Source organism: Mycobacterium sp. SMC-13 (genome assembly GCF_045311035.1).
Classification (GTDB): Bacteria; Actinomycetota; Actinomycetes; order Mycobacteriales; family Mycobacteriaceae; genus Mycobacterium.
The window spans coordinates 206,992-230,025 of sequence record NZ_JBJIAI010000006.1 but is presented as its reverse complement, the minus strand read 5'-3'; the positions used below and the strand labels follow the sequence as shown (position 1 = coordinate 230,025).

At 68.2% G+C, this 23,034-nt stretch carries 15 protein-coding genes; 2 read left to right on the top strand and 13 right to left on the bottom strand.

Annotated features, from left to right (window positions below):
• Positions 1–5: 5 nt before the first annotated feature.
• The 10 genes from pks13 to glf all read right to left on the bottom strand — a co-directional run bounded on the left by pks13 (position 6) and on the right by glf (position 17,706).
• Positions 6–5,444, bottom strand: a complete 5,439-nt coding sequence (gene pks13 / locus ACJH6I_RS11680; protein ID WP_406774513.1) for a polyketide synthase Pks13 — start codon at positions 5,442–5,444, stop codon at positions 6–8.
• A 45-nt stretch (positions 5,445–5,489) separates the two neighbouring features.
• The gene (gene fadD32, locus ACJH6I_RS11675; RefSeq protein ID WP_406784089.1) at positions 5,490–7,376 is read right to left on the bottom strand and encodes a long-chain-fatty-acid--AMP ligase FadD32; all 1,887 of its coding nucleotides are present in this window, start codon (positions 7,374–7,376) and stop codon (positions 5,490–5,492) included.
• 220 nt (positions 7,377–7,596) lie between these two features.
• On the bottom strand, positions 7,597–8,610 hold the full coding sequence (locus ACJH6I_RS11670; RefSeq protein WP_267325952.1) for a cutinase family protein: 1,014 nt from the start codon (positions 8,608–8,610) through the stop codon (positions 7,597–7,599).
• Between the two features lie 114 nt (positions 8,611–8,724).
• Positions 8,725–9,594 carry an alpha/beta hydrolase-fold protein gene (locus tag ACJH6I_RS11665; RefSeq protein WP_234785360.1) on the bottom strand — a complete coding sequence of 290 codons (870 nt, stop codon included), beginning with the start codon at positions 9,592–9,594 and terminating at the stop codon, positions 8,725–8,727.
• 255 nt (positions 9,595–9,849) lie between these two features.
• Positions 9,850–10,851, bottom strand: a complete 1,002-nt coding sequence (locus ACJH6I_RS11660) for an esterase family protein (RefSeq protein WP_029104783.1) — start codon at positions 10,849–10,851, stop codon at positions 9,850–9,852.
• A gap of 163 nt (positions 10,852–11,014) precedes the next feature.
• Complete coding sequence (gene zomB / locus ACJH6I_RS11655; protein ID WP_406784088.1) at positions 11,015–13,033, bottom strand: flagellar motor control protein ZomB; 2,019 nt, start codon at positions 13,031–13,033, stop codon at positions 11,015–11,017.
• Positions 13,030–13,944: a decaprenyl-phosphate phosphoribosyltransferase gene (locus tag ACJH6I_RS11650; protein ID WP_061007002.1), complete on the bottom strand. Its 915-nt coding sequence runs from the start codon at positions 13,942–13,944 to the stop codon at positions 13,030–13,032. Before ACJH6I_RS11650 ends, zomB begins: the two co-directional genes overlap by 4 nt.
• Positions 13,941–14,480 (bottom strand): phosphatase PAP2 family protein, encoded by a 540-nt coding sequence (locus tag ACJH6I_RS11645; RefSeq protein ID WP_061007007.1) that lies wholly within the window; start codon positions 14,478–14,480, stop codon positions 13,941–13,943. Before ACJH6I_RS11645 ends, ACJH6I_RS11650 begins: the two co-directional genes overlap by 4 nt.
• A 35-nt stretch (positions 14,481–14,515) precedes the next feature.
• Entirely contained in the window at positions 14,516–16,465 is a 1,950-nt protein-coding gene (locus tag ACJH6I_RS11640; protein WP_061007003.1) for a glycosyltransferase, read from the bottom strand.
• Positions 16,466–16,470: 5 nt separating this feature from the next.
• Entirely contained in the window at positions 16,471–17,706 is a 1,236-nt protein-coding gene (gene glf / locus ACJH6I_RS11635) for a UDP-galactopyranose mutase (protein WP_061007004.1), read from the bottom strand.
• Positions 17,707–17,907: 201 nt separating this feature from the next.
• On the opposite strand from glf, the gene ACJH6I_RS11630 reads away from it, so the two are divergent.
• Both ACJH6I_RS11630 and ACJH6I_RS11625 read left to right on the top strand, forming a co-directional pair.
• The gene (locus ACJH6I_RS11630) at positions 17,908–18,891 is read left to right on the top strand and encodes a hypothetical protein (RefSeq protein ID WP_406784087.1); all 984 of its coding nucleotides are present in this window, start codon (positions 17,908–17,910) and stop codon (positions 18,889–18,891) included.
• 155 nt (positions 18,892–19,046) lie between these two features.
• Complete coding sequence (locus tag ACJH6I_RS11625) at positions 19,047–20,663, top strand: N-acetylmuramoyl-L-alanine amidase (RefSeq protein WP_406784086.1); 1,617 nt, start codon at positions 19,047–19,049, stop codon at positions 20,661–20,663.
• Between the two features lie 4 nt (positions 20,664–20,667).
• Here the strand turns inward: ACJH6I_RS11625 and ACJH6I_RS11620 are convergent, their stop codons facing one another.
• The 3 genes from ACJH6I_RS11620 to ACJH6I_RS11610 are packed head-to-tail and all read right to left on the bottom strand — an operon-like array spanning position 20,668 to position 22,995.
• Positions 20,668–21,480 carry an HAD family hydrolase gene (locus ACJH6I_RS11620; RefSeq protein WP_138251133.1) on the bottom strand — a complete coding sequence of 271 codons (813 nt, stop codon included), beginning with the start codon at positions 21,478–21,480 and terminating at the stop codon, positions 20,668–20,670.
• Entirely contained in the window at positions 21,480–22,217 is a 738-nt protein-coding gene (locus ACJH6I_RS11615) for a lysophospholipid acyltransferase family protein (protein WP_406784085.1), read from the bottom strand. The genes ACJH6I_RS11620 and ACJH6I_RS11615 overlap by 1 nt, the downstream gene beginning before the upstream one ends.
• A gap of 4 nt (positions 22,218–22,221) precedes the next feature.
• Positions 22,222–22,995: a 1-acyl-sn-glycerol-3-phosphate acyltransferase gene (locus tag ACJH6I_RS11610; RefSeq protein ID WP_061002440.1), complete on the bottom strand. Its 774-nt coding sequence runs from the start codon at positions 22,993–22,995 to the stop codon at positions 22,222–22,224.
• Positions 22,996–23,034 lie beyond the last annotated feature (39 nt).

The window sequence follows — 23,034 nt, the reverse complement described above, 5'->3', positions numbered from 1 at the left end:
TCCTACTACTTCCCGGCCTGGATCTGGTTGATGGCCTGGCTCATGTGCGCCCCGACCTTGGCAATGTACGGCTCGTCGATGGCCTGGATGTGCTCGCCGCCGATATTCACGACCTCGAGATCGGGCGCGAACTCGCCCCATCCGCCGTCGGGCTGACGGGTCGCGTACGCAGGTTCGAACACGATCGCGTCGTCGTGGTAACGGTCCGCCATGTAGAGCACGACGTGGCCGTCATACGGCTGGATGTCGATGGTGTCCAGCGCGCGGTTGTCGAGATACGACGTGCGCTGGTGCTCGATGATGCCGCCCGGGATCTGCACGCCGCTCTGCGCGACGATGTCCAGCACGAACTTCACCTGGCCCTCGTCGTCGAGCTTCTCCAGCTCCTCGTACGGAATCTCCGGAATCTCGACGTTGAAGGTGCGCTCGGCGAAGCGGGCATAGCGATCCCAGCGGGCTCGCATACCGGCCTGGCTCTTGTCGATCGGCGTGCCGGGTCGCACGCAGTCGATCAACCCGACGTACTGCACATCGGCACCGGCCTGCTTGAGCCCGATGGCGCACGCGTATGCCAGCGCCCCACCCAGCGACCAACCGGCCAGCACGAACGGGCCCTTGTGCATCTCCAGCAGCTTCGGCACGTACTCGGCGGCGCGCTCCTCGATGGAGCCTTCGACGCGTTCGATGCCGTAGACCGGGATGTCCTCGGGCAGGCGCTTCAACAGCGGCTCGTAGACCACCGTCGAGCCACCGGCCGGGTGGAAGACGAACAGGGGTACCTGCGACCCACCTTCTTTCGGTGCCCGCAGGGTGCGGACGAAGCCGTCCACCACGCCGTCTTCCAGCTGATCACGCACGATCGTGGACAGCTCTTCGATCGTCTTGGCCGTCCGCACCTGCTCGACCGTCACGATGCCCTCGGCGCGCTCGGAAAGCCGCTCGGACAGTTTGGTCGCGGTCGCGTCGTCGACGGCCGGCAGCTCGTTGAAGATGCCACCCGGTGACTTGCCGGTGACGATCGCCCACGTCGCGAAGGTGACGCGCTCAGCCGCATCGCGCGGCGGCACGTCGGCGCCGAGCGCCTCGGTGACCGCCTCCTGCGTGAGGACCTTGGCGGCAGCCGCCGCAGCGGTCGCCTGGCTCGGTCCGGCCGGTCCCGACGGGTTCGTCGGCGGCGGCGGGACGGCCGCCGGGCCGGCGGGGTTCGTCGGGGGCGGCGGAACCTCCAGCGCGACAGCGGAGTCCGTGGCGATCTCGGCCGCCGCCGGCTTGTCGTCGTCCTTGTCGGCCAGCGGGTGCCCGGCCTCGGCCAGCTTGGCCTCCAGCTCGGCGACCGTCGTCGCGCCACCCATCAATTCGGCCTGCGCGGCGGCGATCTCCTCGGCCGTCTGCCCCTTCTGTGCCTCGGCAAGCTGGCCGACCTCGTCGCGGTGCTCGATGGCGTAGTGGATCAGCTTCTCCACCGCGTACAGGTTGGCGTCACGCACCGCGGTCAGCTGGATCGGAGGCAGGTCGAAGTCGTACTCGACGCGGTTCTTGATCCGGACCGCCATCAGCGAGTCCAGACCCAGCTCGATCAGCGGCACCTCCCACGGCAGGTCCTCAGGCTCGTAGCCCATGGCGCCGCCGACGATGGCACCCAACCGGTCCGCGACGGTCTCGCCGGAATCCGGCGACCACTTCTTGAAACCGGCGGCCAGGCCGGCGCCCGCGGTCAGGTTGTCCTGCAGGATGGCGGCGTCGTCTTCGGGTTCCGGTGCGGCGGCGGCGGTTTCGGCCACTGATGCGCCGACGGCGGCCGGCAGGGCCGCACCACCCATGGCGACCGGCAGCGCCGCACCATCACCACCGCGGGTGACGACGGCGTCGTACACCAGGGTGAAGGACTCGCCCATGCGGGCGTGCACCTGCACCGTGCCGCCACCGGGGTGCCGGGTCAGCGTGGTGACCAAGCGCGCGCCCTCACCCGGGATGGCACGCTGCTCGTAAGCGGTCAGCGCCGCATCCGGAAGCACCTGCGCCGCAGCGGCTTTCACCAGCTTGGCCAGCGCCGCGGCGTCGACCTCGCCGCGCGGGGCGTACTCCCACACGTGCCGGCCGTCCGGGGTCGCGACGTGGCTGCCCGGCTCGATGGCCGAGCTGTCGGCGGTGAAGTGCGCGTCCAGCCAGTGCGGCTTGCGCTTGAAGCGCGTCGGCGGGATGGGCGCGTAGTCGACGGCCGGGTTCTCGGCCGGCGAGAACAGCGTCCGGAAGTCCAGGTCGTGGCCGTGCACGAACAGCTGGGCCATGGCGTTGGTCATCGAGTCGACCTCGTCCTGCTTACGGGCGAGGGTCGGGATCAGCTGACCGTCATGCAGGCCGGCCGACATCGTGGTGAGCCCAACCTGCATGAGTGCCACCGGGTTCGGCGCAAGCTCGAGGAAGGTGGTGTGCCCGTTGTCGACGGCGTTGCGGATGCCGTGGGTGAAGTAGACGCTGTGGCGCAGCCCCTTCTTCCAGTACTCGACATCGTGGATCGGCTCCGCACCGGCCCGGATCAGCTGACCCTCGTGCACCGTCGAGTAGTAGGCCGTCTGCAGCGGGCGCGGCTCGATGCCCTGGATTTCCGCGGACAGCTCACCGAGCAGCGGGTCCATCTGCTGTGTGTGGCTGGCGCCCTTGGTCTGCATCTTGCGGGCGAACTTGCCCTCGGATTCGGCGCGGGCGATGATCGCGTCGACCTGCTCCGGCGGACCTCCGATGACGGTCTGGGTCGGGGCGGCGTAGACGCACACCTCGAGGCCCGGGAAGTCGGCGAAGACCGTCTTGATCTCCTCGGCCGAGTACTCGACCAGCGCCATCAGGCGGATGTACTCGCCGAACAGCATGGCCTCGCCCTCACCCATGAGGTGGGCACGCGAGCAGATCGTGCGGGTGGCGTCGGCCAGCGACAGGCCACCGGAGAAGTAGGCCGCGGCCGCTTCACCGAGCGACTGGCCAACTACCGCACCGGGTTTCGCGCCGTGCGCCTTCAGCAGCTCGCCGAGCGCGATCTGCAGCGCGAAGATCACGGTCTGGACGACCTCGATCGGGTATTCGCAGGTCTCGTTGGTGTAGTCGATGGCGTCGTCGAGGATCAGCTCGACGACCGAGTAGCCACGCTCGTCCTGGATGAGCGCGTCGACCTTGTTGATCCACTCCGCGAAGATGGGATCGTTCAGGTACAGGCTCTTGCCCATCTTGCGGTGCTGCGCACCGAAACCGGCGAGCACCCACACCGGGCCGTTGGTGACCGGGCCATCGGCGGCCAGCACCAGCGGGCTCTGCTTGCCCTCGGCCAGCGCCCGCAGACCCTTGACGGCTTCGTCGTGGTCGTGCGCGAGAATCACTGCGCGCGAACGGCCGTGGTTGCGGCGCGACAGCGAGCGACCGATGGACTCCAGCGAGTAGGACCGGCCCACCTCGCTGTCGATCCAGTCCGCCAGCTCAGCGGCAGCCGACTTCTTGCGCGAGGTGAGGAAGCCCGAAACCGCAAGCGGGACAATGCGCTTGACCGGCTCGGCAGCCTCCAGCTCGGCGCGGCCGGCCTCGATCAGCTCCAGCGCCCGCTCGGTCAGGCCGGGGAGCTCGGGCTCGTCGTCGGTCCCGTAGCCGTAGAACTCGGCGTCACCACGCGTGTCGTTGTCGTCGTCGATGAACTCGCCGTACTCGTCCATCTTGACGCCACCCACGTAGACGGCGCCCGCATCCGAGGCCGGCTTCTCCTCGGCCACAACCTCTTTCGGCTCCGGCTCGACGAGGTCACTGGGCAGCACCTGACGCATGACGATGTGCGCGTTGGCGCCACCGAAACCGAAACCGGAGACACCGGCGATGGCGTGACCGCTGTAACGCGGCCAGTCCGACAGCTCGGCGTTGACCTTGAGGTGTTCCTTGTCGAAGTCGATGTACGGGTTGGGGCCCGCGTAGTTGATCGACGGCGGCAGCTTGTCGTGGTACAGCGCCAGCGTCATCTTCGCGACGCTGGCCGCACCGGCGGCCGACTCCAGGTGTCCCACATTGGATTTCACGGCGCCCAGCAGCGCCGGCTTGTCGGCGGCGCGGCCACGGCCCACGACGCGGCCGAGCGCGTCGGCCTCGATCGGGTCACCCAGGATGGTGCCGGTACCGTGCGCCTCGATGTAATCGACGGTCTTCGGGTCGACGCCGGCGTCCTTGTAGGCCTTGCGCAGCACCGCTTCCTGCGCGTCGGGGTTCGGGGCCAGCATGCCGTTGGAGCGGCCGTCGTGGTTGATGGCCGAACCGGTGATCACCGCGAGGATCTCGTCACCGTCGCGACGGGCGTCGGCGACGCGCTTGAGCACGACCATGCCGCCACCCTCGGAACGGGCGTAGCCGTCGGCATCGGAGCTGAACGACTTGATGCGGCCGTCCGGCGCCAGGACGCCGCCGACCTCGTCGAAGCCGACCGTCACCATCGGGGTCACCAGGGCGTTGACACCACCGGCGACGACGACGCTGGCCTCACCCGAGCGCAGCGCCTTGACGCCCTCGTGGATCGCGACCAGCGACGACGAACACGCGGTGTCGATGGCCATCGACGGCCCGCGGAAGTCGAAGAAGTACGACACCCGGTTGGCGATGATGGAGCTCGCGGTGCCGGTGATGGCGTACGGGTGCGTGATCGACGGGTCGGACACCGACAGGAAGCTGTAGTCGTTGGTCGAGCTACCGACGAACACGCCTACCGACTCGCCGCGCAGCGACGACGCCGGGATACGGGCGAACTCCAGTGCCTCCCAGGTCAATTCGAGCGCCATCCGCTGCTGCGGATCGATGTTGTCGGCTTCCATCTTGGCCAGCGCGAAGAACTCGGCGTCGAAGCCCTTGATGTCCGACAGGTAGCCGCCGCGGGTGCGGGCCTTGGCCACGCGCTCGGCGATCCGGGGCTCGGACAGGAACTCTTCCCAGCGGCCCTCGGGCAGGTCGGTGATGGCGTCGCGGCCTTCGACCAGCGCCCGCCACATCTCGTCGGGCGTGTTCATGTCACCCGGGAAGCGGGTGGCCAGGCCGACAATCGCGATGTTCATCGCGTCGTCGTCGGCGTCGCGGGACCAGTCCTCGGCGTTCGCGGCGTCCGTGTCTTCCTCGGGCTCGCCCTCGACGATGACCTGCGCCAGCGACTCGATGGTCGGGTGCCGGAACGCCACCGTGGCGGTCAGCGTGACACCGGTGAGGTCCTCGATATCGGACGCCATGGCGACCGCGTCGCGCGACGCCAGGCCGAGCTCGACCATCGGCACCGACTCGTTGATGGAGTCCGCCGGCTGACCGGTGGCATTGGCCACCCAGTTGCGCAGCCACTCCCGCATCTCCGGCACGGACATGCCGTTAGCCCGAGCGGGAACCTGCCCCTCCTGCGGCGAAGTGTCGATTTCGTTCGAATTGTCTTCGGTGTCAGTCATTTTCACTGTTCACTTTCGCCGCCGGACAGGGTTGCCGGGTGTGGGTCAGTTCAGATCGTCGGGGAAGGCGTTGGCCACCTTGCCGCTGCGCAGCGTGCCGTCCAGGTACGCCGCACGGGTGGCCCGGCGGCCGATCTTGCCGCTGGAGGTGCGCGGGATGGCGCCGGCCGCGGTCAGCAGCACGTCGCGCACGGTGACGCCGTGACGGACCGCGATGGCGGCCCGGATGTCGTCGACGATCGGCTGCGGTTCGAGCTTGTGCGCGCCCGGGGCCCGCTCGGCGACGATGACCAGCTGCTCGGAGCTGTCGTCGGGATCGCGCTTGAGGCCCGAGTGGGCGTCGGCGAAGACCTCGTCGGGCAGCTGGTTGGCCGGCACCGAGAACGCCGCGACGTAACCGACGCGCAACGCCTTGCTGGCCTCCTGCGCCGAGTACTCGAGGTCCTGCGGGTAGTGGTTACGGCCGTCGATGATCACCAGGTCCTTGACGCGGCCGGTGATGTACAGCTCGCCGTCGTGGTAGGCGCCGTAGTCGCCGGTGCGCACCCAGGTGGCGTCGTCGGCCGCGCCCTCGGCGTGCGACGGGCTGGTGCGCGACTTGAGGGTGTTCTGGAACGTCTCGACGGTCTCCTCGGGCTTGCCCCAGTAGCCGGTGCCCATGTTGGCGCCGCTGATCCAGATCTCGCCGATCTGGCCGTCGGGCAGCTCGGTGGCGGTCTCGGCGTCCACGATGACGGCCCATTCGTCGACACCGACCTTGCCGGCGCCGGCCTGGGCGACAGCCTTCGGCGAGTCGTCCGGAACCACCACGAAGGTGCCGGTGTTGAGGGCGTCGCGATCCACAGACACGATGGTCGGCTCCGCCGCCGACGGGGTCGTCGACACCATCAGCGTGGCCTCCGCCAGACCGTACGAGGGCTTGATTGCCTTTGACGGGAAGCCGAACGGACCGAAGGCCTCGTTGAACCGGCGCACGGTCGCGGCCGAGATCGGTTCGCTGCCGTTCAGCACGGCCTTCACGTTGGACAGGTCGATGTTCCCCTCCTTCGGCACGCCACGGGCCGCGGCGTGATCGAAGGCGAAGTTCGGGGCCACCGAGATGACGCCACCGGTGTCGGTGTCCTTGCGGGCCATCTCGCGAATCCAGCGCTCGGGCCGGCGCACGAAGGCCGCGGGGGTCATGAACGTGAAGCTGTGGCCGATCATCGGCGCGATCAGCGCGGTGATGAGACCCATGTCGTGGAAGAACGGCAGCCAGGACAGACCGCGGTCGCCCTCTTCGCCTTCCAGGGCTTCGACGACCTGGACCACGTTGGTGGCCAGGTTGAGGTGGGTGATCTGCACACCGGTCGGGATGCGGGTTGAGCCCGAGGTGTACTGCAGGTAGGCGACGGTGTTCTCGTCGATGTCCTCGAACGGGATCCAGGTGGCCGCTACCTCGTTCGGCACGGCATCGACGGCGATGACGCGCGGACGCTCGTTGGCCGGGCGGCTGCGGAAGAACTTGCGCACGCCTTCGGCAGCGGCGGTGGTGGTCAGGATGGCCGACGGCTTGCAGTCGTCGAGCACGGCGTGCAAGCGGCCGACGTGGCCCGGCTCGGACGGGTCGAACAGCGGCACGGCGATGCGGCCGGAGTACAGGACGCCGTACATCGCGACGAGGTAATCGAGGTTCTGCGGGCACAGGATCGCGACGCGGTCGCCGACCTCGGTGACCTGCTGCAGACGCGCGGCCACGGCTTTGTTGCGGGCGCTGAACTGGGCCCAGGTCAGATCTTTGGCCTCGCCGTCACGCTCGATGGAGAAGTCGAGGAACCGGAACGCCAGCCGGTCGCCGCGGACCTTCGCCCAGCGTTCGACGTGCTTCACGATGCCGGCGCCGTCCGGGAAGGTGATCTTCCCGTTCTTGATGAACGGGTTGTGGAACGCCATCAAAAATCTCCTGTCACAGCCTGCCGTTCTGGCTACGTCGTGTGCAGCCAGTCACGCCAAATCCCGGCAAATGGTACCGGGCAGTAGCGATATGCCACCCCAAGATGCACGGGTCGATGATAAGACCGTGCTCTTAGCTATCTCTTAATGTTAGGTGACGCGAATTCGCAGGCCAAATCGCCCCACCTGTTTTGTACTGACCAGTAGCCAACCTGTGATGTCAGCCGTGTTTGGGGTGCGGCGCATCCTCGACGAGCTGCTTGGCCCAGTTCAGTGTCCACTGCGTCGAGGTCTGGCCGTCGAGGGTCCAGAACTGCGGCGTGTTGTACAACGCGTGCACCGGTCCCGCGGCGCTGCCGGACAGCGTCGCGAGCGTGCTGGGCAGGTTGACGACGTTGAACGCCTCGGTCGGCGCCGCGCAGATCAGGTCGCCCTTTCCGCAGATCTCGTTGACCCGGTCGTTGAGCGCGCCGAAGCCGCCGACACGCGGTCCCGTCATGTTCAGCCCCAGCATGCCGAGCGGCAGTTCGTGCAGTGTGATCTCGGCGCCCTGTCCGGGCGGGTTCGGACCGATGTCCTTGCCCACGTCGGGCTGACGGCGACCGTCGGCGATCAATGTCACGCCCAGCACCAGGTCCTGGTCGATGGGACCGCGGCCGTTACCGATGTCGCTGGCGATGTCACCGGCGATCACCGCGCCCTGCGAGAAGCCGATGATCACGAAGCTCGTCAGCGGGCACCGCTCGTTGATCGCGGTGATCTCCTCGACTGCCTTCTTCTTGCCCTCTTCGCGGCTGTCGTTGTACGACATCTGGTTGTCCGCGGCCAGCGGGTTATGGAACTGCGCGGTGTAGGGCACGGTGTACTGCGCCAACCGGTCGGCGCCGAACTGCTGGCCGAGCGGGTTGCTGACGTTCAGCAGCAGCGCGATGGGGAACGACGGCGTCGGGTTCAGCGGGTCGAGCGCCCGTGACGACTCCCAGGTGCCCGGGATCGAGATCAGCTGCACATCGGGGCAGTCGGCCGACTGGTACGCCGGCCGTGGCTTGGACGGCTTCGTGGTGGGACCCGAGGTGGGCGGCTGCGCCGACGGCGGCGTCGGGCCCGGAATCTCGCCGGGCTGACGCAGCCACACCACGATCGCGAAAGCGACCACGATGACCAGCAGCGCCACCGCGCCCGCCGCGGCAATGGCAAGGATGCGATGGCGGCGGCGCCGATTATTGGTGGCCATGTGGTGTGAGGTCTCCTGCGGGCTGAGTCAAACGGTTGTCATCCGAATCTAGTCAGCAGGCATCACGGACTGGTCACACCGACGGGTTCCGTCGGCAATATCACTCCGGTGGAACTAGCGGATGACGCTCACCAATTCGCCCGACATGGCACCGAGCTGACCGCTCCAGCTGCCCCAGTCGTGCTGCGGGCCGTCGGGGAAGTCGAAGTGCCCGTTGTGGCCGCCGACGCTGCGGTAGTGCGCGTAGAAGGCGCGGTTGCTGCCCTGCGCCTGGTCGCAGTAACCGATCATCGCGGCCGGGTCACTGCAGGTGACGGTCGACGGGCTGAACACCCAGATCCGGGTGTTGTTCTGGTTCAGCAGGCTCACGTGCACATCCGGGTCGTGCCACTTCCAGCGGCCCAGCTGCGGGGCGCCCCACATGCCGTAGGTGTCCACGCCGCCGAACTCGCGCATCCCGGCGGTGATGGCGCCGTTGAACGTCGTCGACGACGGGGTCAGGAATCCCGACAGCGAGCCCGCGAAACGGAACCGGTCCGGGTGGAACTCGGCCAGGGCCAGCGCGGCGGTGCCGCCCTGGGCCGCACCGACGACGCCGTGGCCGTTGGGGGCCAGGCCCTTGGTGGCGGCCAGATAGTCCGGGAGCTCCTGGCTCAGGAATGTCTCCCACTGCTTGCTGCCGTCCTGCTCCCAGTTGGTGTAGAAGCTGAACGCGCCGCCGGCCGGTGCGACGACCGAGATGCCCTTACCGGCCAGCGTGCCCATGGCATTGCCCGCGGTGACCCAGTTGCTCACGTCGGGGCCGGCGTTGAAGGCGTCGAGGAGATACACCGCGTGCGGACCGCCGGCCTGGAACGTCACCGGGATGTCCCGGCCCATCGCGGCCGAGGGCACCATCAGCGTCTCCACGCCCGCGGCCCGGGCCGTTCCGGTACCCGTCAGCAGGCCGCCGGCGAGCACAACCGCCGCCGCCGTCCCAGCCATCGTCCGGAACATCCCCCGCATTGCCTGCAGCCCCATAACCAACCTCACCTGTTCGTGATCGTCGAGCGTCCTGAACCCGCGTTGTAGTGAACCACATCACCTCGGCGGATGGTGACCGAACAACGGGAGGGAACGTTGCCACGGGGTGCCGCGGTGTGGGCCGGTCAGGGCATAAACGACTGGCGGCGACGACCCGTGAAGGTCGCCGCCGCCAGTGCGAGTTGTTGCCAGAGGATTTACCTCGGGATCAGGTTGTTACGCCTGGCCCGAAGCACCCAGCACACGCTGCAGGTCAGGCTTCATGGCCTGCAGCTGCTGGCCCCAGTAGCCCCAGTCGTGGGTGCCGCTGTTGGGGAAGTTGAACACACCGTTGGTACCACCGGCAGCCAGGTAGGTCTGCTGGAAGGTGCGGTTGGTGCGGATGGTCAGGCCCTCCAGGAACTTGGCCGGCACGTTGTCGCCGCCCAGGTCGCTCGGGTTGCCGTCGCCGCAGTAGACCCACAGACGGGTGTTGTTGGCGACCAGGGTGCCGATGTTGACGAACGGGTCGTTGCGCTTCCAGGCGTTGTTCGGGTCGCCAGTGGAGCCCCACATGTCGTCGGCCTTGTAGCCGCCGGCGTCACCCATCGAGATGTTGACCAGGAACGGCCACCAGCCCTCGGACAAGTTCAGGAAGCCCGACATCGAGCCCGCGTAGATGAACTGCTGCGGGTGGTAGATGGCGAGGGTCATCGCGGCCGAACCGGCCATCGACAGACCGACAGCAGCGCCACCGGTCGGCTTGACCGACTTGTTGGCCTGCAGGTAAGCGGGCAGCTCCTGGGTCAGGAAGGTCTCCCACTTGTAGGTGGAGCAACCGGCCTTGCCGCAAGCCGGCTTGTACCAGTCGCTGTAGAAGCTGGACTGGCCGCCGACCGGCATGACCATCGAAATGCCCGAGCCGTTGTACCACTCGAAGGCGGCGGTGTTGATGTCCCAGCCGTTGTAATCGTCCTGCGCACGCAGACCGTCGAGCATGTAGACGGCCGGCGAGCCGGCGCCACCGCTCTGGAACTGGATCTTGATGTCGCGACCCATGGCCGCGGACGGAACCTGCAGGTACTCAACCGGCAGACCGGGACGCGAGAAAGCCCCTGCAGTCGCCGTTTCACCGACGACACCGACAAGACCGGGCAGCGCTGCCGCGGCAACGGCCGCAACCGCCATCCGGCGCGGCATGGCCTTGGCCATCGACCGCATCTTCCCAACGAAACTCATACCGCTCCCTAATCTTTCCTATGACGGCGTACGGACAACCCTCATCCCCGCCTCTGCCGTTGAGGTGACGATCAGGCCGGGCGCACACGCCCGAGTGGTTATCGCCGCATGGTTCACCGGCGTTACCTACGCTTCAGACCGTGCCAGCGCTCGTGCGCTGAAACTACGGACCGGTAGCCGGTAAGCCAGTGTAAGGGGTCGACAGCCTCGGAGGCACATCGAGCCCACAGCGGTGCAGCTCGTATAACGGCACGCGATCGATCCGGTAACGGGTAAATGTGAACGCGTGTACCAGATTTGACATGAACCGGTGGAAGCCCATCGGCGCGCGCACCGAACTGAGCATGGTCTCGGTCTCCGGGCATGTCAGCGCGACCGCCGCCTGCGCCACCCAGTCCTCGTCCAGGTACGTCGGAATCCACGGGCGCTTGCGCAGGTACGGACCCTCGGCGACCGCCCAGTCCGGGAACAGGTCCTTGTCGTGGCCGATGCGCGCGTCGTCCAGCCGCGCCGTGTGGGCGGCCAGCGGGTTGGCGAGGCCGATCTGGTCGATCACCCGGACCTCGAGCGGCAGGTTCATGCCCATCATGCCCAGGTTGGTGAAAAAGACTGTGTGCGGACCTTTTTCGAACCAATTGGGCGGGGGTGGCGACGTCGGGTCCGGAACCGGCGGCGGCATGGCCGGAACCACGTCCCACTGGTCGTAGTTGCCCGACGGCAGCAGCAGCGCCCCCACCGGGGTGTTGTCGATGGCCGCCAGCACCGCCCGCATGCGCGGATAGTCCAGGTAGTCCGCGGCCGTCAGCGGATGCGCGTGCCCGGTGGCCTGCGAATAGAAGCGCCGTTCGTCGACGATGCCGGAGTAGGTCACGCGGGTGGCGTCATATCCGAGCCCTGGCGAGTTGGCCGCCCACAGCGACCAGCCGACGACCGCCAGCCACAGGGCCGCCGTCGTACCGGCGAGCGCGTAGCCGACCTCGCGGGCGATGTTCTTGCCGTCGGGAAGCACGATCGGAATCACCGCAACCGGGATGACCAGGCAGAACAGCGGAACCAGCAGCACCCGGCCGTGCATGAAGTCACCACCCTGGCGCAGCCAGTACAGGCCCTGCACCAGGCCACTGCCGGCCATGAAAATCACTACGGCAGTGGGACTTTGAATCCGGCGGGCCAGAGTGCTGTAGCCGCGCGGCGCCGACTGGCCCCACCACGGCCGGCTGTGAGTGACGAACAACACAATCGCCAGTGCCACCGTCAGCACCGCAGGCACCCACAACAGATAGGGCCGGTTGAAGTTGCCGAGGTAGACGAAGCCCTGCTGCCACTTGGACCCGGTGGCGTCCTTGGCCAGCGCCGTGATCGGCACCAACAGTCCGTAGTAGCCCATCCGGAAGATCTCGTAGGCGATCGGGAGCAGGCCACCGGCCACCAGGATGACGACGCGGCGGCGCCGGCCCCGGGCCGCGACCAGCAGCATGACCAGGGCCACCCCGCCGATCAACGCCAACTCGGGCCGCACCAGGACCGACAGACCGGCCAGACAGGCCAGGGCGCCGTCGAACCGGGCGCTGGTGAGATTGGCGTCGGCTTCGCGGCCCTCGGCGGATGCGCGCACGGCACCGCGGACGGGAGGAGCGATCGAGCTCTGGCACCAACACACCATCATCCACCAGAGCAGCCCTAGGTAGGCCATGATCAGGCCGTTCTCCAGGCCCGAGGTGGCGAAGTCACGCGCCGGCGGCACGGCCATGTAGACGAGGGCGCCGGCCGGCACCAGCAACGCGCGGCGGCCGCGCAGTCCGGGGGCGTACAGCCGGCCGGTGCCGAGCATCGCGAAGACCAGGCCCGCCACACTCAGCGTCAGCGCCAAGACCAGCGCCACGTACTCGAGCTGCACCGAGCCGCCGATCCAGGCACCGACGGTGACCAGATAGGTCCACAGCGTCGAGGTATTGGACTCGACGCGCTCACCGACGTTGAAGACGGGGCCGTTGCCGGCCAACAGGTTTCGCACCGTGCGCAGCACGATGAGGCCGTCGTCCGCGATCCACCGGCGCTGCCAGGCGCCCCAGCCAAACAGTGCGGCGGACACCACGACGCTCAACCACAGACTGATCCGCGCGGCCCGGCCATACGGGAAGACCGGCCCGCGCAGCAATTGCCGAGCGGGCGAATCGGTCACCGGATCAGTCCGGGCAGAATCGCGGCGACGAGCGTCGCGACCAGGGCGACGCCCAGCAGCTGCAGCACCCGGTCGTTCAGCACGATCTCCTCGGGCTCACCCGCCGCGCCACTGTCGACGTCGACGGCGTAACGCAGGATCGCGATGGTGAACGGCACCAACGACACCGCGAACCACGTGCCCTTGTTGCCCTCGAAGGCCCACAGGCCGTAGCAGAGCACCACGGCAGTCGCCGACAGCGTCCAGACGAACCGCAGGTAGCTGCTGGTGTAGGACTCCAGTGCCTTGCGGATCTTCGCGCCCGTGCGTTCGGCGAGTTGCAGTTCGGCGTAACGCTTTCCGGCCGACATGAACAGCGAGCCGAACGCGAACACCAGCAGGAACCACTTGGACAGCGGGATGCCGGCGGCGACACCACCGGCGATGCCGCGGAGCGGAAACCCGGAGGCGTTGATGCAGATGTCCAGCACCGCTTGATGTTTCAGGCCGAAACAGTAGGCCAGCTGGGACGCGATATAGACGGCCATGACGATCGCCAGGCTGGGCGTGAGCCACCACGAGATGGCCAGCGAGCCGACACCGAGCACGACGGCCAGCGAGTAGGCCAGCTGTACCGAGACGACGCCGGCGGCGATCGGGCGGTACTGCTTTGTCGGGTGCAGGCGGTCTGCTTCCACGTCGCGGGCATCGTTGATCAGGTAGATACACGACGCAGCCATGCAGAACACCACGAACGCGACGCCGACGGCTTTGAGCACCTCGGTGTAGCTGTAGTGCGCCTGCACGCCGAGGGCTGCCAGCGGTGCGACCAACACCAGGACGTTCTTCACCCACTGCCGCGGCCGCAGCGCCTTGACGATGCCGGCGGCCAGGTTCTTTGGTGGCCCCAGCTCCTGCGTCACTTCGGTCATGCCCCAGCCTTCGGTTCGCGCTTTGCAGTTCGCTCGGAAATCGCGCCGACTGATTCGGCGACCGCGGTTCCCACCACGACACCGGTCAGGACGTCAGTGGGATAGTGCACGCCGAGAACCAAGCGCGACAACGCCATCGGCGGCACCAGGAACCACGGCAGCGGCAGGCCCGTGGCCCGGCCGATGAGGATCGCGGCGGCGGTGGTCGACGTCGCATGCGCCGACGGGAAGCTCAGCCGGCTCGGGGTGCCGACGTTGACGGCGATGGCCGGGTGTTGCGGGCGTTCACGTTTCACGACCCGCTTGATCAGCACGGCCGCCGCATGCGCGAAGAAGGTGCCGACACCGGCCGTCACCCAGGCCCGGCGACGCTGCGGTTGCAGCAGCGCGCCCAGACCACAGACGGCGAACCAGCCCAGGCTGTGCTCACCGAAGTACGACAGCACCCGGGCGCCGGCGAGGACGCCGGGACGGCCGGTCAGTGCGGACTGGACGCCGACCAGGATGGCGTCCTCACCGCGCGGGACGTCGGCAATGACGTCACCCTCGATGCCTCCAGCGCCTTCGAGGCTCACCGGGCACCGGCCGATTCGGGCTGGGAGGCCAACAGCACGGTCTCCCACCTCTCCTTGCTCGTCAGCTCCGGCAGCGCGTTGCGGTAAACCTTCCGCAGGCGGTTGAACCTGCGGGCCAGCAGCGCCTGACGCTTGAGCGATTCCCGCAGCAACTCGAACATCTTCTCGCGGTCGCGCTGGCGGTAGACGACACCGCGGCCGTCGGCAGTGGTGACGGTGACACCGTCGACCATGCACAGCGAGAACCAGCGGGCGTCCTGCGTCGCGACGTTGATCTGCGGCCGCACATGGTGTTCCGGGTCGTGCGGCTTGAGCTGGTTGACGACGCCACGAGTGAGCCGGATCGCGATGGCCGGCGGGCTGGTGGGAATCTTGACCTTCCGGCGCCACTTCTTGTCCGATGGCGCGGGCAGCGAGGTGGCGCTTTCCAGCACAACGGCGTCGGGGTACTCGTTACGCATGGCGCGCACGTCGGGCAGTGCGGACTCGAGGATGGTGAACAGGTTGTCCGGCCCGGCGAGGAAGTCGTCCATCGCCCGGTTCTGGATGGCCACCGTCGAATACTCAAGGCACAGCAGGTGTTTCATGGTCGCCTTGAAGTGGCTCGCAACCAGGCCACGGATGTTGCCGTCCCAGTGCAGCGCCGCCACGACGAGGCGGTTGCGCAGGTGGAAGTACGCCTGCCAGTCGATGGCGTCGTCCTTGTCGCTCCACGCCATGTGCCAGATCGCCGCGCCGGGCAGCGTCACCGTCGGGTAGCCGTGTTCGCCCGCACGCAGGCCGTAGTCGGCGTCGTCCCACTTGATGAACAGCGGCAGCGGCTGCCCCAGCTCCTCGGCGACGGCGCGCGGGATCATGCACATCCACCAGCCGTTGTAGTCGACGTCGATGCGGCGGTGCAGGATTCGGCTGCGGTACTCCTCCTCGTCGGCGAGGGGGTACTTCGCGAAGTTGTGGTCGTACTCGGCGTTGATGGCGTGCGTCCACATGAAGTTGGCCGAGTCGACCATCTCGCCCATGACGTGCAGGTGCGAGGGCTCCTGCAGGTTGAGCATCTGGCCACCGACCAGGGTCGGCGTCTTGGCGAACCGGTTGAACGCCAGCGCCCGCAGGATCGAGTCGGGCTCGACGCGGATGTCGTCGTCCATGAACAGAATCTGTTCGCAGTCAGTGTGTTTCAGCGCTTCGTACATCACGCGGCTGTAGCCGCCGGAGCCACCGAGGTTCGGCTGGTTGTGGATGGCCAGCCGGTCGGCCAGCGGGGCCGCCGCGGCCGCGAAGTCGGGGTGGTCCTTCACCTTGTTCGCACCCTGATCAGACACGATGACCGCGCCGATCACCTGGTCCACCAACGGATCCGACGTCAGCGCCGCGAGCGCGTTGACGGCGTCCGCCGGCCGGTTGAAGGTCGGGATACCGATCGTGATGTTCGCCCGCCCGGGCGCTTCCACGGGCGCGTACCAGCCGGCGCCCAGCACCGTCACCGCGGTGTCGGTGGTGATGTCGAACCAGATCCAGCCACCGTCCTCGAACGGCTCCAGCCCGATCTCGAACTCGACCACTGCCGGCAGGCCGTCGTCGCCGCTGGCGATCTCGCTGCCGCCCACGGTGATTCGGGCGCCGGTCGCCTTCGAGCGGTAGACGTCGACACGCGCGCTGCCGGTCAGCTCGACGCGCAGCACCACCGAGGTCAGGATCGACCAGCGGCGCCAGTAGCTGGCCGGGAACGCGTTGAAGTAGGTGGCGAACGAAACCTCGGACTCCCCACCGATTTCCAGCGTGGTGCGGGTCGGGGCGTGCGCGCGCCGGGCGTTGGTGGACGACTCCTCGATGTACAGCTTGCGGACGTCGAGGGGCTCACCCGGACGGGGCAGGATGACCCGCGACAGCAGGCTCACCGCACGGGACTCTCCCGACGCCAATGCGCCGGACGGGATGTCGCTCATGGTCTTCAGCTACTTTCTGTACCGGCGTCGCCGAGTGCCGCGCCGTCACGCAGATGCGGCATCAGCACGTTGTCGTACATGTTCAGCGCACTGGCGATGGCCATGTGCATGTCGAGGTACTGATAGGTGCCCAGCCGGCCCCCGAACAGCACTCGGTTCTCCTCGGTTTCGGCCTTGGCCCTGGCGCGGTAGGCCGCCAGGATCGCGCGATCCGAATCGGTGTTGATCGGGTAGTACGGCTCGTCGTCGTCGTTGGCGAAGCGCGAGTACTCCCGCATGATGACGGTCTTGTCCGTCGGGTAATCCCGCTCGGGGTGGAAGTGCCGGAACTCGTGGATGCGGGTGAACGGCACGTCGGGGTCGTTGTAGTTCATGACGGGCGTGCCCTGGAAGTCTCCGATGGGCAGTACTTCCATCTCGAAGTCCAGCGTGCGCCAGCCCAGCCGGCCCTCGGAGTAGTCGAAGTAGCGGTCGAGCGGGCCGGTGTACAGCACCGGCGCGCCGGGGCTCTCGGCCCGCAGCTGCTCGCGCACGTCGAACCAGTCGGTGTTGAGCACGACGTCGATGCGCTCGTCGGCGGCCATGTTCTCGAGCCACGCGGTGTAGCCGTCGACCGGCAGGCCCTCATACGTGTCGTTGAAGTAGCGGTTGTCGAAGTTGTAGCGCACCGGCAGGCGGCTGATGATCGACGCGGGCAGGTCCTTGGGATCGGTCTGCCACTGCTTGGCGGTGTAGCCCTTGACGAAGGCCTCGTAGAGCGGCCGGCCGATCAGCGAGATGGCCTTCTCTTCGAGGTTCTGCGCGTCGTCGGTGTTGATCTCGGCGGACTGCTCGGCGATCAGGGCCCGCGCCTCGTCGGGGCTGTAATAACGCCCGAAGAACTGCGACACCAGGCCCAGCCCCATCGGGAACTGGTAGGCCTGGCCGTCGTACATGGCAAAGACGCGGTGCTGGTAGCCGGTGAAGTCGGTGAACTGCCGCACGTAGTCCCACACCCGCTGATTGGAGTTGTGGAACAGGTGGGCGCCGTACTTGTGCACCTCGATGCCGGTTGTGGGCTCGGCTTCTGAGTAGGCGTTGCCGCCGAGATGGTGACGGCGCTCGACGACCAGCACCCGCTTGTCGAGTTGGGTTGCCGCGCGCTCGGCAATCGTCAGTCCGAAGAATCCGGAGCCGACGACGATGAGGTCATAAGGGCCGGAGGACTGGGTCGCAGCGCCCCGGGAATCAGCGGAGGTCATCGGCGTTCAGGGTATCCGACAGAGGCCGTTCGGCCCGAAAACACCCGGTCGGGTCGGGCAGTGCGCGGGCCGGTCGCAATTCGCTCACGATTCCGCATCGTCACTCTAATCCCACTAATCACAGCTTTAACATCGATGACGTCAGTACCGACGACTCAGCAAGCCAGCTCGAGCCGTACCCCACAGATTGAGGAGACTTCCGTGCCTAACCGACGTCGACGCAAGCTCTCGACAGCCATGAGCGCAGTCGCCGCCGTGGCCGTCGCAAGTCCGATCGCACTCGTGGCGGTCGCCGAGATGACCCCGGCAAACCCGACTCCGCAGCACCGGGAATTCGTCCAGGCCGCGCTCGTGACCGACCTCCCCAACGAGGTCATGTCCGCGCTGTCGCAGGGCCTGTCCCAGTTCGGCGTCAACCTGCCGAACCTCATGGGCGGAGCCGCGAGCTCCCCCAGCCCCCTGACCGGCGGCCTGTCCCCGCAGACCGGCCTGACCCCGGGCCTGGGCACCAGCCCCAGCCTGGGCGCCACCCCAGGCCTGACCCCGCCGGCCGGCCTCACGCCGCCGGCCGGCCTGACCCCGGGCCTGGGCACCACCCCGGCGACCGGTCTGACCGCACCCGGCCTGACCCCGCCGACCGGCGCGACCGCACCCGGCCTGACCCCGCCCACCGGCCTCACCGGCACCAGCCCGTCGGCACTGACGCCGGGCCTGCCCGGCGCCGGCCTGCCCAGCGCCGGTCTCACGACCCAGGGCGCGACCCTCCCGAGCGTGAGCACGCCCGGACTGACCGCTCCCGGCCTGAACGCCACGGGTCTGACCACGCCGTCGATCAGCGCGAGCCCGGCCGGGCTCGGTGCCGCCGGCATGCCGATGACCGATCCCAACGCCAGCCTGGGCCTCGGCCCCGGCCAGGGCCTCGGTGGCAGCTACCCGATCCTCGGCGACCCGTCGGTCGGACTGGGCGGCGGCGACGGCCTCGGCCTCGGCGCGGCCCCGAGCAGCGGCGGCGGCGGACTGATCAGCGACCTGACCAGCGCGGCCAACCAGCTGGGCGCGACCCAGGCCATCGACCTGCTGAAGGGCATGGTCGTGCCGGCCATCACGTCGGCGGTCAAGTCCGCTCAGGCCGCCCCGGCGGCAGCCGCCGCGGCCGCACCGGCAGTGGCCGCTCCCGCGGTCTGACATCCGTCACACACAACTGAAGACCTGTAACCGAGACGGCACCGCAGAAGCCCCAAGGCTCTGCGGTGCCGTTGCGGCGTCTTGCAGAGAATTGACAGCCCAGTAATCCGTGTCGAAACACGGGTAACACCTGACACATACGTAACATTCGCGCTGTGCCGCGCCGTCGTCCCGCACCGTCAATACTGTTGTCCGCTCTGGCGGCGACCGTCGTGATGGTGCCGTTGGCCGTCAGCGGCATCCCCAACATCCCCGGCCTGACGGACGACAAGCCGTCGGCGCCGGAGCTCCACACGCAGCCACTGGCCGGCGTCGGGGGCGGACAGACCGTCCGGGAAATCCATCAGGACACTCCCTTCTCCCTGGTCGCGCTCACGGCGTCGGACTTCACCGGAACCTCGGCCCGGGTGCGCGCCCAGAAGGCCGACGGATCCTGGGGCCCCTGGTACGAGGTCGAGGCGCCAGATGGTGTCGGCGAGGCGCGCGCCACGACGCGCGGCACCGAACCCGTGTTCGTCGGCCGCACCAAAACCGTCCAGATCGCGGTGACCCGGCCCGCCGAAGCCGCTGCCACGCCACCCGCCGGCGACCGGCCGCAGGGTCCCGGCCTGGGGTACCGCCCCGTCGACGTCGAGAAACCGTTGGGCGCCAGCATGAAAGCAGTGCTCATCAGTCCGCCGGAGGCTCCGGCCGATGTGCAGTTCCAGCCGACCGCGTTGTCGGCGCCGAACCAGCCACCCAACATCATCAGCCGGGCCCAGTGGGGCGCCAACGAGAGCGTGCGCTGCGGACAACCGGTCTATGACCCGGGCGTGCGCGCCGCCATCGTGCACCACACCGCCGGCAGCAACGACTACGCGCCCGAGGATTCCGCGGGCATCGTCCGGTCGATCTACGAGTACCACACCCGCGAATTGGGTTGGTGCGACATCGCTTACAACGCCCTGGTCGACAAGTACGGCCAGGTTTTCGAGGGCCGGTTCGGCGGCATGACGCGCCCCGTCGAAGGCTCGCACACCGGCGGATTCAACGTCGACACCTGGGGTGTGGCGATGCTCGGCGACTTCGACGCCGTGCCCCCGACCCCGCTGCAGCTGAAGATGACCGGCCGGCTGATCGGCTGGCGGCTGAGCCTGGACCACGTCAACCCGCTCGGCAGCGTGGTGCTGACGTCGGGCGGCGGCTCGTTCACCCACTTCCCCGCCGGCGCGACGCCGACGCTGCCGACGATCTTCACCCACCGCGACGTCGGCAACACCGACTGCCCGGGTAACGCCGCCTACGCAGCCATGGGCGAATTGCGGGATATCGCAGCATCTTTCACGGCCCCACCGGGCGCCCTCAGTGCGATGGACATGCTGCGCGGCGGTGCCATCTTCGACAAGTGGCAGGCGATGGGCGGGGCGTCCGGCCCGCTCGGCGTCGCCACGTCACCGGAGGCCGCGGCCGACGGGCACACCCGCTACGCCACGTTCGACCACGGCGCCATGTACTGGTCACCGGCCACCGGCGCCCAGCCGCTCACCGGTGCCCTCTACGACGCCTGGGGCGCACTGGGTTTCGAACGCGGCGCACTCGGACTGCCGACCAGCGGCGAAATCGCCGAACCGCAGTGGATCGTGCAGAACTTCCAGCACGGCACTCTCAACTTCGACCGCGAGAACGGGACCGTCACGCGCGTCATCGACGGTGTGCCGCAAGAACTTCCGCCGCCGCCGAAGCAGGAGCCGGTGCAGCTCGAGCGGTTCAGCCGCATCGAGATGCAGAGCTGACCCGCTAGAGCCACCAGCGTTCGAGCACCCGGGCCACCCCGTCGTCGCTGTTGGTCGTGGTGACCTCGTCGGCAGCCTCGAGGGCCTCCGGATGCGCATTGCCCATCGCCACTCCCAGGCCGGCCCAGGTCAGCATCGGGATGTCGTTGGGCATGTCACCGAAGGTGACGACGTCGTCGGCGGTCAGACCCAGCGGGCGGATGATCTCGGCGACTCCCGTGGCCTTGCTGATGCCCAGCGGCACCACCTCGATGAGCCCGTTGTTGGTCGAATAGGTCAGGTCGCCCGTGACGCCGACATGCGGGGCCAGCGCCGCGGCCAGATCGGCACTGTGCGCGCCCGCCTTGCGGATCAACAGCTTCACCGCCGGCACGCTGAGCATGTCCTCCACCGACACCTCGGTGTTGTCGGGGTTGTGCCAGGCATGCTCGTAGCCCGGCGAGCTCGCGAACTGCGGCATGGACTCGTCGAACGCGGTACGGCCCACGCGTTCGACCGCCAGCCCGACGCCCGGGATCACCCGAGTGGCGATCTCGGCCAACTCGCCCAACGCATCCGGGCTCAAGGTGTGGGCCGAGACGATGCGGTCCGTCGCGGAGTCATAGAGCACCGCACCGTTGGCGCACACCGCAAGCGGCGACAGTCCCAGGGCGTCCACCACCGGCGGTATCCAGCGCGGCGGCCGGCCGGTGGCGAGCACGAACTTCGCGCCGTTCGCGACGGCGGCCTGCACGGCGGCGCGGGTCCGCGGCGTCACCCGCTCATGGGTGTCGAGCAGCGTGCCGTCGACGTCGGTGGCGATCAGCGCGGGCAGCATCACCGGCCCCCGGCTTCCCGACGGGCCCGCTCGGCCTTCTCCAGCACTTCGGCCTCCTCAGGCGTCGGGGCGCCGCCACCCAGCCGGCGCGGCACCCAGTACTCACCCGCCGGGTGCGGGTATTCCTCCTGCACCGCATGGAGCTGATCGGTCATGGTCTGCTGCAGCATCGCCATCACCTGGGCCACCGGACCGTTCGCCGAGATCGGCGCACCCACCCGAACGATGACCGGAATCTTCTTGCGCCCCAACCGCTTCGGGTGGTCCTTGGTCCACATCCGGTGCACACCCCAGACGATCACCGGGATGATCGGCACCTGCGCGTCGAGTGCCATCCGGGCCACGCCGGTCTTGAACTCCTTGAGCTCGAAACTGCGGCTGATGGTGGCCTCCGGGTACACCCCGACCAGTTCACCGGCGCGCAGCCGCTCGACGGCGACGGGATACGCGTCGCCACCGGAACTGCGGTCGACGGGGATGAGCCCGGCCCGCTTGACCAGGAAGTTGCCCATCGGCACCTGCTGCACCTCGGCCTTGAGCATGAAGCGCACCCGGCGGCGGCGATGGGTGGCGGCCAGACCCGCCGGCAGGAAGTCGACGTAAGCGGTGTGGTTGATCGCGATCACCGCACCGCCGGTATCCGGAATGTGTTCCAGCCCTTGGTAAGTGATCCGGGTTCCCGTGGCGGCGACGGCCGCCTTGGCGGCAATCTCGATGCCGCGGAAAACTGGCTCCATGGCGCTACTCCGGCGCACCTTCCGCCTGCCGCGCCGCCCGACGTGCCGCTTTCTCGCGGGCTTCGTCGAGGTCCATCTGGTCGGCCTCGGCCAGCGTCGGCGCCCCACCACCCAGCCGGTGCGGCACCCAGAACTCGCCGGCGGGATGTTCGGGATAGCGGTCCTGGACCTCCGACAGCAGGTGCTGCATCCGGGCGTGCAACAGCGCCGTCAGCTCGGCGGCGGGCAGCGTCGGGTAGATGGGCTCACCGACGTGGATGAAGATCGGCACCTTGGGGCGGCGCATGTTGCGCGGATGGCCCTTGGTCCAGATCCGCTGGGCGCCCCAGATGATGTGCGGGACGATCGGCACGTCGGCCTCGATGGCCATGCGGGCCGCGCCCGACTTGAACGCCTTGATCTCGAAACTGCGGCTGATGGTGGCCTCGGGGTAGACGCCGACGAGCTCGCCCGCCTTGAGTTGCTTGACCGCCTCGGCGTACGAGTCCGCGCCGCTGCCGCGGTCGACGGCGATGTGGCGCATCTTGCGCATCAGCCAGCCGCCGTACTTGTTGTCGAAGACTTCCTTCTTCGCCATGAACCGCACCTTGCGGCCCCGCTTCTGCATGACGGCGGGCAACCCGGCGAACGTGAAGTCGAAGTAGCTGGTGTGGTTGATCGCGACCACCGCGCCGCCGCTGACCGGCAGGTTCTCCGCGCCGGTCACGGTGAATTTCAGACCCTGTGCCCGCCACACCGTGCGCGCCAGTTTGATCACGGTGCCATATACCGGTTCCACGGGATCAGCCTAGTGCGGACCGCCGGTACTACGCCCGGA